The 13,700-nt window shown below is 75.5% G+C and carries 13 protein-coding genes; 5 read left to right on the top strand and 8 right to left on the bottom strand.

Annotation, left to right across the window (positions count from 1 at the left end):
- Positions 1 to 19 precede the first annotated feature (19 nt).
- Positions 20 to 733 carry a hydrogen peroxide-dependent heme synthase gene (gene hemQ / locus ACSHWO_RS08430; protein WP_361089588.1) on the top strand — a complete coding sequence of 238 codons (714 nt, stop codon included), beginning with the start codon at positions 20 to 22 and terminating at the stop codon, positions 731 to 733.
- Positions 734 to 832: 99 nt separating this feature from the next.
- Here hemQ and ACSHWO_RS08425 read toward each other — a convergent pair whose 3' ends face one another.
- From ACSHWO_RS08425 to ACSHWO_RS08410, 4 genes are all read right to left on the bottom strand, one after another.
- A complete protein-coding gene (locus ACSHWO_RS08425) occupies positions 833 to 2,593 on the bottom strand; it encodes an alpha/beta hydrolase (RefSeq protein WP_438310866.1) in 1,761 nt (586 codons plus the stop codon).
- A gap of 108 nt (positions 2,594 to 2,701) precedes the next feature.
- Positions 2,702 to 3,751: a TIGR04222 domain-containing membrane protein gene (locus ACSHWO_RS08420; protein ID WP_438310864.1), complete on the bottom strand. Its 1,050-nt coding sequence runs from the start codon at positions 3,749 to 3,751 to the stop codon at positions 2,702 to 2,704.
- The gene (locus ACSHWO_RS08415) at positions 3,748 to 5,019 is read right to left on the bottom strand and encodes a DUF692 domain-containing protein (protein WP_438310862.1); all 1,272 of its coding nucleotides are present in this window, start codon (positions 5,017 to 5,019) and stop codon (positions 3,748 to 3,750) included. Before ACSHWO_RS08415 ends, ACSHWO_RS08420 begins: the two co-directional genes overlap by 4 nt.
- A 172-nt stretch (positions 5,020 to 5,191) precedes the next feature.
- Positions 5,192 to 5,950 carry an aminoacyl-tRNA hydrolase gene (locus tag ACSHWO_RS08410; protein ID WP_385805361.1) on the bottom strand — a complete coding sequence of 253 codons (759 nt, stop codon included), beginning with the start codon at positions 5,948 to 5,950 and terminating at the stop codon, positions 5,192 to 5,194.
- Positions 5,951 to 6,021: 71 nt separating this feature from the next.
- On the opposite strand from ACSHWO_RS08410, the gene ACSHWO_RS08405 reads away from it, so the two are divergent.
- The 3 genes from ACSHWO_RS08405 to ACSHWO_RS08395 are packed head-to-tail and all read left to right on the top strand — an operon-like array spanning position 6,022 to position 8,254.
- The gene (locus ACSHWO_RS08405; protein WP_385805360.1) at positions 6,022 to 6,699 is read left to right on the top strand and encodes an AIM24 family protein; all 678 of its coding nucleotides are present in this window, start codon (positions 6,022 to 6,024) and stop codon (positions 6,697 to 6,699) included.
- Complete coding sequence (locus ACSHWO_RS08400; RefSeq protein ID WP_438319015.1) at positions 6,696 to 7,574, top strand: ABC transporter ATP-binding protein; 879 nt, start codon at positions 6,696 to 6,698, stop codon at positions 7,572 to 7,574. Before ACSHWO_RS08405 ends, ACSHWO_RS08400 begins: the two co-directional genes overlap by 4 nt.
- Positions 7,571 to 8,254 carry an ABC transporter gene (locus ACSHWO_RS08395; protein ID WP_438310860.1) on the top strand — a complete coding sequence of 228 codons (684 nt, stop codon included), beginning with the start codon at positions 7,571 to 7,573 and terminating at the stop codon, positions 8,252 to 8,254. Before ACSHWO_RS08400 ends, ACSHWO_RS08395 begins: the two co-directional genes overlap by 4 nt.
- 18 nt (positions 8,255 to 8,272) lie before the next feature.
- On the opposite strand, the gene ACSHWO_RS08390 is transcribed toward ACSHWO_RS08395, so the two are convergent.
- The 4 genes from ACSHWO_RS08390 to zapE form a co-directional block, all read right to left on the bottom strand.
- Positions 8,273 to 9,181 carry a polysaccharide deacetylase family protein gene (locus tag ACSHWO_RS08390; RefSeq protein WP_438310858.1) on the bottom strand — a complete coding sequence of 303 codons (909 nt, stop codon included), beginning with the start codon at positions 9,179 to 9,181 and terminating at the stop codon, positions 8,273 to 8,275.
- A gap of 175 nt (positions 9,182 to 9,356) precedes the next feature.
- Positions 9,357 to 10,706, bottom strand: coding sequence for an alkaline phosphatase PhoX (locus ACSHWO_RS08385; protein ID WP_438310856.1), 1,350 nt, complete (start codon positions 10,704 to 10,706; stop codon positions 9,357 to 9,359).
- Between the two features lie 386 nt (positions 10,707 to 11,092).
- Positions 11,093 to 11,518, bottom strand: a complete 426-nt coding sequence (locus tag ACSHWO_RS08380) for an OsmC family protein (RefSeq protein WP_361089607.1) — start codon at positions 11,516 to 11,518, stop codon at positions 11,093 to 11,095.
- Between the two features lie 76 nt (positions 11,519 to 11,594).
- Positions 11,595 to 12,704 (bottom strand): cell division protein ZapE, encoded by a 1,110-nt coding sequence (gene zapE, locus ACSHWO_RS08375; protein ID WP_385805357.1) that lies wholly within the window; start codon positions 12,702 to 12,704, stop codon positions 11,595 to 11,597.
- Between the two features lie 36 nt (positions 12,705 to 12,740).
- Here zapE and ACSHWO_RS08370 point away from each other — a divergent pair, with 36 nt between their 5' ends.
- The gene (locus ACSHWO_RS08370) at positions 12,741 to 13,580 is read left to right on the top strand and encodes a pyrimidine reductase family protein (RefSeq protein ID WP_438310853.1); all 840 of its coding nucleotides are present in this window, start codon (positions 12,741 to 12,743) and stop codon (positions 13,578 to 13,580) included.
- The last annotated feature ends 120 nt before the right edge of the window (positions 13,581 to 13,700 follow it).

Raw genomic sequence — 13,700 nt, 5'->3', positions numbered from 1 at the left:
CACACGGGACAATGGACACATGACTGCACCAGAGAAGATTCCCAACGCGGGGAAGAAGGCGAAGGACCTCAACGAGGTCATTCGCTACACCCTGTGGTCCGTCTTCAAGCTCAAGGACGTCCTCCCCGAGGACCGCTCCGGGTACGCGGACGAGGTCCAGGAGCTCTTCGACCAGCTGGCCGCCAAGGACATCACCGTCCGCGGCACCTATGACGTCTCCGGTCTGCGCGCGGACGCCGACGTCATGATCTGGTGGCACGCGGAGACCGCGGACGAGCTGCAGACCGCGTACAACCTGTTCCGCCGCACCAAGCTGGGCCGTGCGCTGGAGCCGGTGTGGTCGAACATGGCCCTGCACCGCCCGGCCGAGTTCAACAAGTCGCACATCCCGGCCTTCCTGGCCGACGAGGTCGCCCGCGACTACGTCAGCGTGTACCCCTTCGTGCGCAGTTACGACTGGTACCTGCTGCCGGACGAGGACCGCCGCCGCATGCTCGCCGACCACGGCAAGATGGCCCGCGGTTTCCCGGACGTCCGGGCCAACACCGTCGCCTCGTTCTCGCTGGGCGACTACGAGTGGCTGCTGGCCTTCGAGGCCGACGAGCTCTACCGCATCGTGGACCTCATGCGCCACCTGCGTGCTTCCGAGGCCCGTATGCACGTCCGTGAAGAGGTTCCGTTCTTCACCGGGCGCCGCAAGTCCGTCGCCGATCTGGTGGCCGGGCTCGCCTGAGACCTCCCCAGGGGGGAACGGCCGGAGGACTGACCTCCTCCGGCGGATCGGGAGGCACCGCCCCCGAAACGACGCAGCCGGAGATCCCGCCCCGGAAGTTCAGACGACCGGCGGCAGCAGAGCCCTGGGTACCGCGGGTACCTTCCCGGGCCCTGCTGCCCGGTCGTCCAGCGACACCGGTGCGGGCTCCGGATGCGGCGCACACGTGACACGCCGCCCGGGGGTGGCCCCTGTCAGCAGGTACCGCTCCACGTGCCCGTCCACGCACGCATTGCGGCCGCCGACCACCCCGTGGGTGCCGGCCCCCGCCTCCGTGACCAGCGACGACCGCAGGCCGAGCCGCCGCTGGAGCTCCAGGGCCCCCGGGTACGGGGTCGCCCCGTCCCGCTCGGCCGCGACCACCAGCGTGCCGGGGAGCGCGGCCGGCTGCTCGCCGGGGACCGCCGCCGAGCGCGCGCCGACCGCCACCGGCTGCTGCCGCTCGCGGACCGGCCAGTACGCGCACGGCAGGTTCAGGAAGGCGTTCGCCCACGTCTCGAACGGCGCCCGGCGCGCCAGCCGCGTGTTGTCACGGTCCCAGACCGCCCAGTCCGCGGGCCAGGGCGCGTCGTTGCACATCACCGCCGTGTACACGGCCCGGGAGTTCTCCCGGGCGGCCGCCGACGCCGGGTCCGGCCGGGCCTGTTCGGTCAGCGGGCCCGGATCCCCGGCCAGGAACGCCGACAGCGCCGCCGCCCGCTCCGGCCACACCTCGTCGTAGTAGGCGGCCCGGAGGTACGCCGACTGCAGCTCGCCCGTCCCGACGACGCCGCCCGCCGGGGCGCGGGCGACCGCGTCCCGCACCCGCTCGTAGCTGGCCCGCACGGCCGCCGGGGTGGTGCCGAGCCCGTACACCGCGTGGTGGCGGGCCGCCCAGGTGAGGAAGTCCCGCCAGCGGCGCTCGAAGCCGGCCCCCTGGTCGAGGTTGTTGCGGTACCAGATGCGGCGCGGGTCGGGGTTCACGGCGGAGTCGAGGACCATCCGGCGGACGTGGCCCGGGTGGCGGGTGGCGTACACCGCGCCCAGGTAGGTGCCGTACGAGGCCCCCATGAAGGTCAGCTTCGGCTCGCCGAGCGCCGCCCGCAGCACGTGCAGGTCGCGGACGTTGTCGAGGGTCGAGTAGTACGCCAGCGCCGCCCCCGACCGCTGCGCGCAGCCGCGGGCGTAGGCCCGGGCGGCGGCGATGCGGGCGCGCTTGTCCGCCGGCGAGGGGTCGGCCGGGAGCGGGGTGGGGCCGGCATGGGCCGGGGCGGCCGGGTCCTCGCAGGACAGCGGGGCCGGGCCGGCGACGCCCCGCGGGGCGTAGCCGACGAGGTCGTAGGCGGCGCCGATGCGCTCCCATTCGGGCAGGTCGGCGACGAGGGGGAAGAACAGCCCGGAGGCGCCGGGGCCGCCGGGGTTGTAGACGAGGGCGCCCTGGCGGGCGGCGCCGCCGCGGCCGGTTGCGGGGACCCTGCTGACGGTGAGCGGGATCTGCGGGCCGTCGGGGCGGGCGTAGTCGAGGGGGACGCGGAGGGTCGCGCACCGCACGGGGGAGGGCAGTTCCTCCGCGGCCGGGCAGGGGCCGAAGGCCAGCCCGGCGCCGGCCGGCCGGCGGGCCAGCCGCCGGGCCGCGACCTCGGCCCCGGCGTCCGCGGCGGCGGCCCGGCGGGCGGCGTCCCCGCCGGCGGGGACGGTGGGGACGGGGGCGGCGTGGGCCGGGGGCGGGCTGCCCAGGGTGGTGAGGCAGAGCAGGGCAGCGGCGGCGGCGTGCCGGCGGCCGAGCAGGGTCCTCGTGGTGCTCGTGGCCCTGGCGGTCCCGGTGGTCCTCGTGGTCCCCATGGCGGCCTGCCCTTCATCTCCTCGGATCATCCGATGAGATGCGCCGGGCGGGTGGTTGTACAGGACCCCCGCCGGGTGTCGGCCGCCCGTCGCCCGGTTGAGGGAGCGTCAGGAGGTGCTGCTGCAGCTGGAACCGCTGGAGCAACTGGAGCCGCTGGAGCAACTCGAACTGCTGGAGCAACTCGACCCGCTGCCGCAGCTCGATCCGCCGGAGCAACTCGACCCGCTGCTGCCGCAACCCGAACCGGATCCGGACCCACCGGAGTCGCTGCCCGCGCACCAGACGACCGGCAGCACGTCCGGGGCGGAGGACCCGCAGCCGTCGTCCGAACCGAAGCGGCGGGGGCTGCCGGTCGCGCCGGAGCCGACGGGTCCCGCGCGGCGGGACCGGTGTTGGGCCGCGGCCAGCCGGGTGTCCCGGGCGGCCGGCGCCAGGAGGGACTTCAGGTACGGGTCCTGCAGGCCGCCCAGCCCGAACAGGGCGGTCCGCACCTGCGGGCTGCCGTCGCCCCCGTACAGCGCCCTCATCCCGGACAGGGCCTGCTGCCCGGCCGGGGTGATGCGCCGCTTGGCCCGTGACGCGCACACGGCGCCCACGGCGAGGCCGACGATCAGGGCCGGGTACAGGCCGAGGAAGGCCGGCGCCGCGGAGGCGGAGCCCACCGTGACCGCGAAGAGGAACATCGGCACCGACAGGAACAGCAGGACCCCGCACACGACCGCCTGGATCCGGCCCCAGCGCCGCCACGTGCGCCCCCAGCCGGGCGGGGCGAGCAGCCCGCGGTGCGCCAGGACGTCGCCGGTCTCCTGGACCGAGGGGTCGATCATGGCGGCGTACCGCACCTGGTACAGCCAACCGGACGGGGCCTGCGCGTACGCCCGGAGCACGGCCCGCTCGGCCGGGTCGGCGGCCCGGGCCCCGGACCGGACCTGGACGATGCCGGGCCCGCCCCCGGCCATCCGGCCGTCGCACAGGAGCGAGACGAGCGCGGTGTCCACGACCCCGCCCGGCCCGCCGGTGAGGAACGCGGCCTCGGACAGGTCGTGAAGCCGCGGCGCCGGGTCCGTCGTACGCGGCCGGCCGCGCCGCAGCCCGGAGACGAGCAGCAGCGAGGAGACGAGGACGGCGATGCAGAGGCCGAGGACGAAGGAGCTCACGCGGCCCTCCCCAGCAGGGTGCGGGCCCAGCGCACGATGCGCCGCGGCGGCCTCGCCCCGGCCCGCTCCTGCCACCAGGCCGTGAGTCGGCGCCGGGCGGCGGGGTCGGCGGGCAGGTCCCGGATCAGCAGGTCCTCGGCGAAGTCGAGGGCGTCCCGGCGGTAGCCGCCGGTCATGGGGCGGGTGCGGGCGTACGCGAGGAAGGCCGCGCGGAACGGTGCCCGCCCGCCCAGGATCCCGGGGAGCTCGGGGGCGATCTTCGCGACGACGTCGGCCCGCTTCGCGGCCAGGGCGCGCGCCTGCACCCGTACGCGCCGGAGGTCGAAGCCCTCGGGCACGGGCGTCCCGGCGACCAGCGCGGACAGCAGCGCGGCCTGCTCCAGCCCGACCCGCATCCGGGCGGCACCCGGGTCCGCCACCGCGGGGCCGCCCGCGCCCGCGACGGGCGGGGCCGGCTGCGCGGCGGTGTCGAGGGCAGCACGGATGACGTCCAGCTCCGCGGCGAGCTCCTCCTCCGCCGGGAAGTCGTCGTCGCGCTCCAGCAGCACCCCGGCCGGGGCCGTCCGCCGGCCCAGCTCCGCCAGGACGTCCAGCACGGCGGGCGGCACCGGGTGCGCGTGCGTGTCGTGCCACACCCCGTCCCGCTCGACGCCCCCGGCGACGTGCACGTACGCCAGCGCCTCCAGCGGGATCCCGTCCAGCACCGCGGCCGGGTCCTCGCCGCGGTTGATCCGGTTGGTGTGCAGGTTGGCGACGTCGATCAGCAGCCGGACCCCGGTCCGCTCGACGAGCTCCGTCAGGAACTGCGCCTCCGTGAGCTCCTCGCCGGGCCAGCGGACGAGCGCGGCGATGTTCTCCAGCGCGAGCGGCACCGGCAGGGCGTCCTGCGCGATCCGGACGTTCTCGCACAGCACGTCGAGGGCCTCCCGGGTCCGCTGCACCGGCAGCAGGTGGCCGGCCTCCAGCACCGGCGAGGACGTCCGCACGAACGCGATGTGCTCGGTGACCAGCGGCGCCCCCAGGGCCGCCGCCCGGTCGGCCAGCGCGGCCAGCTTCTGCGCGTCGGGCCGGTCGCCGCCGCCGAGGCCCAGCGAGACCCCGTGCGGCACGACCCGCACCCCGCGGTCGAGCAGCCGCAGCAACGGGTCGGGCAGGTGGCCGGGGCAGATGTTCTCGGCCACCACCTCGACCCAGTCCAGGCCGGGCAGTCGCTCGATCGCGTCGGCGATCTCGGGCCGCCAGCCGATGCCCACCCCCAGTCGTTCCATGGGCTTCATGTCCCCTTGCCCCCTCTCAGCGGTCCGCGTACGGGCCCGTGTGCCGGTGTCATGACCCCGCCGGAGCAGGGCCAACCACGGGAAGGGGACGTTCAGAGCAACATCTGAGGTTCCAGCCACCGCCCCACGATTCCCAACCCGGCAGGCGGGCGGGGGCCGCGGGTCAGTGGGGCGTCAGGCGGGAGCGGAGGGACGGGTGGTCGGCGATGACCGTGGCCGAGCCGGGGGCGATCTCCGTGAAGCCCGCGTCGCGGACCAGGGGGAGGCCGCTCGTGGTCAGGGCGGGCCAGGTGGTGCGGTCCGCCGTGCGGACCTGGAGGGGGAAGCCCGACCGCTGCCAGGCCGCCCGTTCCGCGGTGGTCAGTTCCCACCAGGCGAGCTGGGCGGCGTGGCCGGCCTGGGCCATGGCCTTGCCTGCGGACATCTCCAGGTCCGGGTTGAGCCACAGGACCGGGACCTCCGGGGTGGGCGGGGCGGGCGGGGCCGCGTCGTCCAGGTCGGTGCCGGACACCTGGAGCTTGGCCAGTTCCCTGGGCCAGCCGTCGAGCGGGATCGGCGGGAAGACCCGTACCTCCGCCGCTGCGCCGTGCACCGTGATGCCGGGCAGGGCGCCGGCCTTGCGCCACTCCGCGCCGCGCGCCCGCCGCACCACCTTCCGGATCCGCGCGTCCTGCCAGTCGCGCACCGCCGCGGCCCACTCGCCCTCGCCGTGCGCCCGCTCGTCCGACAACAGGACGAGCACCGCGCGGGCCGCCGTCTCCAACGCGTCCGTGCGGGCCGGGGGTTCGGCCTTCTCGATCCGTACGACCAGGGGGAGCACGAACTGCGGCGCGTCGTCGCGGGCGACGCGCCCCTGCCGGAACGGGCTGTCGGCGCCCACGGCGGGTACGTCTGAAGTGTGCTGCGTGTCCTGGCTGCTCATCCTGCCAAGGATGCCAGGTTCCGCCTCCGGGATGATGCCGAGGGGGTGCCGGCCGGGTGAGGATCGGGCTCATGAAGAGCGACCTTTTCTCGTCCGAGAATCTCGTCCGGCCCGCGGACGCCTCCGGTATGTCCCTGCAGAACGCCAAGTCGGTGAAGTACGCCGTCAACGGCGAGATGTTCGCCCGGCAGGGCTCGATGGTCGCCTTCCGCGGCGACCTCCGGTTCGAGCGCAAGGGCCAGGGCATAGGCGGCATGCTCAAGCGCGCCGTCACCGGCGAGGGCCTGCCGCTGATGTCCGTACGCGGCCAGGGCGAGGCCTGGTTCGCCCACCAGGCCGGCCACTGCTTCATCGTGGACTTCGAACCGGGTGACGCCCTGACCCTCAACGGGCGCAACGTCCTGTGCTTCGACTCCACCCTCGCCTACGAGATCAAGATGATGAAGGGCTCCGGCATGACCGGCGGCGGCCTCTTCAACAGCCTCTTCACCGGCACCGGCAAGCTCGCCGTGGTCTGCGACGGCCACCCGATCGTCATACCCGTCACCGCGCAGTCCCCGGTGTACGTGGACACGGACGCGGTGGTCGGCTGGAGCGCGCAGCTGGAGACCCACCTGCACCGCTCCCAGTCCATAGGCTCCATGCTGCGCGGCGGCTCCGGCGAGGCCGTCCAACTGAAGCTGTCGGGCGAGGGCTTCGTCATCGTCCGGCCCAGCGAGGTCACCGAGGCTACGGCGGCGGCCCACTGAAGCTGACCGGCGTCGGACGCCGCCACGGGCCCCGGCGGCCCTGGGTGCTGCGCGGCGTCTGCCTGGAGCTGCCGCCGGGGTCGTTGGCGCGCATCGAGGGCCGCAACGGCGGCGGCAAATCGACGCTGATGCGGATCATCGCCGGGATCGACGCCCCGACGGAGGGGCGGGTCACCGGCCGTCCGCGCCGCACGGCCTTCGTACCCGAACGCTTTCCGGCGGTCCTGCCGCTCACGGCGGGCTCCTACCTCACCCACATGGGTCGGGTGCACGGGCTGCCGCGGGCCGAGGCCGCGCGCCGGGCCGCGTACTGGCTGGAGCGGTTCGGGGCCGGCGGGCAAGCCCGCACCCCGCTCGCCGAACTGTCCAAGGGCAGCAGCCAGAAGGTCGCCGTCGCCCAGGCCCTGCTGGCCGAGCCCGGTCGGCTCGTCCTCGACGAGGCCTGGACCGGCCTCGACGCGCCCGCCCGCGTCGAGCTGGACCGGGCCGTGGCCGAGCGGACGTCCGCCGGCGGGGCGGTGGTCTTCGTCGACCACGACCCGGCGCGGCTCGCGGGCGCGCCCTGCGCCCGGCACCGGGTGGAGGGGACCGGACTCGTCCCCGTGCCGGTGGTCCCGGTGGTCCCGGTGGTCACGGCGGGGGAGGGCGCGTACGGGACGGCCGGAGCCCGGCCCCGGCCGCAGACACGGGTGCGGATCCGGGCGGCGGCCGGAGCGGCCGGTGCGGCGCCACCGCACGGGCTGGACACCGCCTCGCTCACGCCCGACGGGAACCTGCTGGTCACGGTGGCCGAGGACCGGTCCGACGCCGTGCTGCGCGCCCTGCTCACGGCGACGCCGCCGTGGCACGTCCGCAGCGTGGAGGAACTGTCATGACCGTCTTCGCCGGGCGTGCCCCGCTCCCCGGGCTGGTCCGCTACCAGAGCGCGCTGCTGCTGCGCTCGCAGCGGTGGCTCGGGCCGCTGCTGCTCTATGCCGCCTTCGTGGCCGCCGGGGTCCGGCCCGGGGAGCCGGTGCTCGACGCGCTGGGCTGGGCGGCGGCCGGGCTGGTGCCCGTCGCCGCCTGGCTGGTCCGGGTCTGCGTCACCGGCGAGCCCGATGCCGCGCGCGATTGCGCGGCCGCCGCTGCAGGTCCCGTACGGGTGCACGCGGCGGCCCTGCTGACCGCCCTGGGCGGGGCGTTGCTCGCCGGGGCGGCGGCCGCCGCGGCCGTGCTGCTGGTCGGCGGGCGCGCCGGGGTGCCGGCCGGGACGGCCGAGGCCGCCGCGGCCCTGGCGGTGTCGGCCTGCGCGCTGGCCGGTACGGCGGCAGGGACGCTGGGCAGTCGGCCGCTGGTGCGCCCGACGGGCTTCGCGGTCCTGGCCGGCGGCCTGGGTTCGCTGGCTGCCCTGGGCCTGCCGGGATCTCCGGCCCGCGTCGCGGTGACGGCCCTGGTCGTGGGGTCCCGTACGGGCACGGTGGCGTCGGGCGGGCTGGCGGCGGCCGCCGCGTCGGCGCTGCTGCTCGCGTGCGGGGCGGGGGCGGTGGCCTGCCTGGTCGCGCGGCGGCGCGGCTGAGCAGGCCCGGCCCGGCCGCTACTTCCCGATGAGCTCGGACACCTTCACGAAGCGGTAGCCGCGGGTGCGGAGCTCCGGGACGATCTTGCGGATGGCCTCCTCGGTGACCGGGGCGGCGCTGCGGGTGCAGTGCATGACCACCACCGAGCCCGGCTTCACCCCGGCGAGCACCTGCTGCGCCACCGCGTTCGGGTCCTTCGCGAAGGCGTCCCCGCTGACCACGTCCCACTGGACGGCGGTGACCTTGGCCGTGGACAGGGCCCGCAGCGCCTGGTCGTCGTAGCAGCCGCCGGGGAAGCGGAAGTAGGGGACGGTGTTGACGGCGCCCGCCGTGCGGAAGGCGGCGAAGGCCCGGTCCACGTCGGCCCGGGCGGCCGCGGCGTCGAGGGCGGGCAGCCCGTAGCAGGGGGACTTGAAGGCGTGGTGGCTGTAGGAGTGGTTGGCGATCTCGAAGTTCGGGTCGGTGCCGATCGCCTTCGCCTGGTCGGGGTACTCCTCGGCCCAGCGGCCCGTCATGAAGATCGTGGACGGCACCTTCAGGGTCCGCAGCGTGGAGATCAGCTGGGGGTTGTCGAAGTGCTCGCCGCCGGCGGCGCGCGGGCCCTGGTCCGAGGTCATGTCGGCGTCGAAGGTCAGGGCGACGGTCTTCTCGGTCTGCTGCTTCGCCCGTTCGAAGACCGGGGTGAGGCCGTTCGGGCCGAGCGGGAGCATCGGAGCCTTGCCGGGGCCGGCGCCGGGTGCGGCGGACGGGGCGGACTCGGGGGTGTGGGGGGAGGACGCCGCCGGCGCGGGGGCGGCGGGGGTGCCCAGACGGGCCTGCCCGCCCTGGCCGGAGGGGGTGCCACCGCCTCCGCACCCGGCGAGGGCGGTGCAGAGCGCGGCACCGAGGGCGGCCGTGGCCACCGCATTGCGCACAGAAAGGGTCACGCAGGCAAAATATATGACGATCTGATCGGCAGATGTTCGCGGCACGGTGACGGGCAGGCCAATCCCCCGTCCGGCGCGGGGAGCGGCCTCGGCGGGGGCCCCGTCGGCGGTGACGGGGAGGGCGGGGCCGGGCGGGTCGGGTCGGGGGTCCGGGCCCGGGTCGGGCCCGGACCGGTCAGTGCCAGGGGCCGGTCACGGCGAAGGTGGTGCCGGGGGTGTAGGCGTTGACGTACATGGTGCGTCCGTCCGGGGAGAAGGTCACCCCGGCGAACTCGCCGTACTCCGGGGCACCGGGCCGGCCGATGTCGTCGGCGTTGCGGGCCACCGGGTAGACCTCGCCGACCGGGGTGACCCCGAACACGTACTGGGCGCCGCCGCCGTCCTCGCACACCATCAGGCCGCCGTCGGGGGCCAGGCAGATGTTGTCGGGGGAGTCGCCGGGAAGCCGTACGTCGGTGGCCGGCCCGAAGACGACGTCCAGCCGGACCGTGCCCCGCCGCGGGTCGTGGAACCACACCTGGCCGTGGTGGTCGGCCGCGGACCCCTCGCTGCTGCGGGCGAAGCTGGAGACGAAGTGGACACCGCCGTCGCCCCAGTAGCAGCCCTCCAGCTTCTGGGCGTGGGTGATGCCGCCCGGCCCGAAGTCCTGGAAGCGGATCGGGGTGTCGGCCGCCGAGGGGTCGGGTACGGGGACCCACTCCGCCGGGAACTCGGTGCCGGGCTCGGTGACCACGGACAGGTCCGGCACGCCCGGCACGCGCAACGCCTCCAGGCGCCCGCCGGCCCGCAGGGAGCCGGGGCCGCCGAGGGGCTGCGCCGGCAGGAAGCGGAAGAAGAGCCCGAACGGTTCGACGAAGGCGTCCTCCGTCTCGAAGACGGTGCCGCGGTGCGGGTCCACGGCGACGGCCTCGTGCGCGAAGCGGCCCAGGGCGGTCAGGGGGACGGCGCCGGAGCGGTGCGGGTCGGCGGGGTCGACCTCGAACACGTAGCCGTGGTCCCGGGTGTAGCCGGAGGTGCCCGCCCGGTCCTCGGTCTCCTCGCAGCTCAACCAGGTGTTCCAGGGGGTGCGGCCGCCCGCGCAGTTGACGGCGGTGCCGGCGAGGGCGACGCGCTCTGTCGTGACGGCGCCGGCCGGGTCGAGGTCGAGGAGGGTGCAGCCGCCGAGGGCGGCGGGGTCGTAGGTCAGACCGTCGACGGCCGGGACGCGCACGGAGGCGGTGGTCCGGTTCTCGTGGTTGCGGACGAGCCGGACCCCGCCGGCGGCGCCGGCTGCGAAGGCGGCCATGCCGTCGCAGTTGGCGGGCACGGTGCCCTCGCCGGAGCGCAGCGGGTCGCCGGCGCGGGACAGCACGCGGTACGTGAACCCGGCGGGCAGGTCGAGCAGGCCGTGGGGGTCGGGCAGGAGGGGCCCGTACCCGGCCCGTGCCCGGGCGGCGGCGCGCGGATCGGCGGCGTGGAGCACGCCGATGCTCCCGGCGAGGGTGATGCCGGCGGCGGCGAGCAGACTGCGGCGGGAGAGGGACATGGCGGTTCCCCGGGGCGAGGGCGGCAGTTGACCGGCCCGTGGTACCACGCCCGCCACCCCACTGCCGGGCACCCCGCCGCCCCCTCACCCCACCGGCCGCCCGCACCCCCGCCCCGCGCCCGGGACTCCGGCGCCGCATCGAATATCCGGGCCGGTCCGCCGGAACCGGCCCGGGCCCTGCCGTCCGACGGGGTCCCGGCGTGGGCCGGCGGGATGCAGGTGCCGCGCCGGGTAGGCGCGGACGTGGGCAGGGCGCGTACGGAACCAGGGCGCGCCCCGGCTCGGACGTCCCGCGCAGCCGTGCCGGGCGCTCGTAGCGGGACCCGGCACCGCCCCGGCGGGACCGAGGCGTCGCACCGGGCGGGGGCCGGGGCCGTGGTGGGGCGTCAGGCGAGGCTGGCGCTCAGGGTGATGGTCGTGCCGGTCAGCGCCTGGCTCACCGGGCAGTTCTTCTTGGCGTCCTCGGCTGCGGCCTGGAAGCCCGCCTCGTCCAGCCCGGGAACGACGCCCTCCACCGTCAGGTGGATGCCGGTGATGCCCTCGCCCGGCTGGAAGGTGACGTCGGCCTTGGTCTCCAGGCGCTCCGGCGGCGTGCCCGCGCCGGCGAGGCCGTGGGACAGGGCCATCGAGAAGCAGCTGGAGTGCGCGGCCGCGATCAGCTCTTCCGGGCTGGTCTTGCCGTTCGCCGCCTCCGCGCGCGAGGGCCAGGAGACGTCGTACGACCCGATGCCCGAGGAGTCGAGGGTGACGACACCCTTGCCCTCCAGCAGGTTGCCTTCCCAGACGGTGTGTGCGTGACGGGTGGTGGCCATGATCGCGGTATCCCTTCGCAGGAGAATGAGGAACAACCGGTCCGCCCGTGAGGAAAGCGGCCCGGTGCCCCCAAACCTACTGGGCCACCAGGGGTTTCGCGTCGCGCGCCAGGGCCGTGAGCCGGGATATGGCGCGGAAGTACTTCTTGCGGTAGCCGCCGTTCAGCATCTCGTCACTGAACAGCTTGTCGAACGGCACGCCCGAGGCGAGCACCGGTATCTCACGGTCGTACAGCCGGTCCGCGAGCACGACGAGCCGCAGCGCGGTCGACTGGTCCGGCACCGGGACCACGTCGGTGAGGCAGACCGCGGTCATGCCGTCGGTGAGGGCGCCGTACCGGCTCGGGTGCACCTTGGCCAGGTGGTCGAGCAGGCCGGGGAAGTCGTCGAGGCTCGCGCCCTCGGTGGCGTACGCGGCCTTCGCCACCTGCTCGTCCGAGAACGGCGCCGGCGCCTCCGGCAGCCCGCGGTGGCGGTAGTCCTGGCCGTCGATGCGCAGCGGCCGGAAGTGGGCGGAGAGGCCCTGGATCTCGCGCAGGAAGTCCGCGGCCGCGAACCGGCCCTCGCCGAGCTTTCCGGGCAGAGTGTTGGAGGTGGCGGCGAGCGCCACGCCCCGTTCGACGAGCCGGCTGAGCAGCGAGGAGACGAGCACGGTGTCGCCCGGGTCGTCGAGCTCGAACTCGTCGATGCACAGCAGCCGGTGCCCGCCCAGGGTGTCCACGGTCTGCTGGAAGCCGAGGGCGCCGACCAGGTTGGTCAGCTCCACGAAGGTGCCGAAGGCCTTCAGTGCGGGCTCGGCCGGGGTGGCGTGCCACAGGGAGGCCAGCAGGTGGGTCTTGCCGACGCCGTAGCCGCCGTCGAGGTACACCCCGCGGGGCGCGGCGGGGGCCGCGGCCTTCGGGGTGCGGGAGAACCAGCGGCGCTTGCCGGAGCCGGTGGCGTGCGCTCCGCCCAGCCCGGCGGCGAAGCCGCTGAGGACGGTGACCGCCTCGGCCTGGCTCGGCTGGGTGGGGTCCGGCACGTAGGTGTCGAAGCGCACGGAGTCGAAGCGCGGCGGGGGCACCATCTCGGCCACCAGCCGTTCGGCGGGCACCCGGGGCTCGCGGGCGCACAGGGACTGCGGGCCCGCGTCGGCTATCGGGGATCGCCCGTGGGTGGAACCGGAGGCGGAGAGTGATGTTGGCACAGCTCCTCACTGTACGCGGCGTGGCACACTGCACCGATGCGACGCCTGTTCCCTGTGACCGATCAGACACCCGGCCCCGCTGACCGCCCCGCGACCCGCCCCGCGGCCGGCCCCACGGACGGCTCCGCCCCCCTCCCCGCGCACTGCGAGGACCGGGAGTGGTCGCTGGACGAGCTGGCGGAGGCCTACGCGTACCCCGAGATCGGGCCGGACGGCCACTGGCTGCGCGCCAACATGGTGTCGACCCTGGACGGGGCCGCCCAGCACGACGGCCGCTCGCAGCCGATCTCCGGCGAGACCGACATGCGGATCTTCGGCACCCTGCGGGCGCTGGCCGACGTGGTGATCGCCGGCGCGGAAACGGTTCGCCAGGAGGGCTACCGCCCGGCCCGCGCGCGGGAGGCCTTCGCCGCGCGCCGTGCGGCAGCCGGGCAGGGGCCCGCGCCCGCCATCGCCGTGGTCACGGCCGGGGCGGACCTGGACTACTCGCTGCCGCTGTTCACCTCCCCGCTGGTGCCGACGCTGCTCGTCACCGGTGCCGGCGCGCCCTCCGACAAGGTGGCGGCCGCGGCCAAGGCCGGGGTCGAGGTCGTCGTCGCCGGGGACGGGGCCGCCGTGGATCCGGCCCGTGCGGTACGGGAGCTCGCGGACCGCGGGCTGCGCCGCCAGCTCACCGAGGGCGGGCCCCGGCTGCTGGGCCAGTTCGTGGCCGCGGACGTGCTCGACGAGCTGTGCCTGACGATCTCCCCGATGCTCACGGCCGGTGACGCCCAGCGCATCGCCGGAGGGCCCGCGGTGGCCGTGCCGCACCGGCTCGCGCCGGCCTCCGTGCTGGAGGAGGCCGGGTTCCTCTTCACGAGCTACCGTCGGATCTGACAAAAGCGGAATTCCTCGTTCCGCTCTGCGTCCGCTGGGCACATATATCTGCGCACGCCCCGTGCGAGAGCGGGGCAGGATGGTTTCCGCAGGGCGCGGCCGCCCGGTCGCGGCCCATGG

It is taken from the genome of Streptomyces pallidus (ex Mingjun et al. 2026) (assembly GCF_051550185.1).
In the GTDB taxonomy this organism is placed as follows: Bacteria; Actinomycetota; Actinomycetes; order Streptomycetales; family Streptomycetaceae; genus Streptomyces.
The sequence above is the reverse complement of the archived record's forward strand: the minus strand, read 5'-3'. Positions and strand labels throughout refer to the sequence as shown.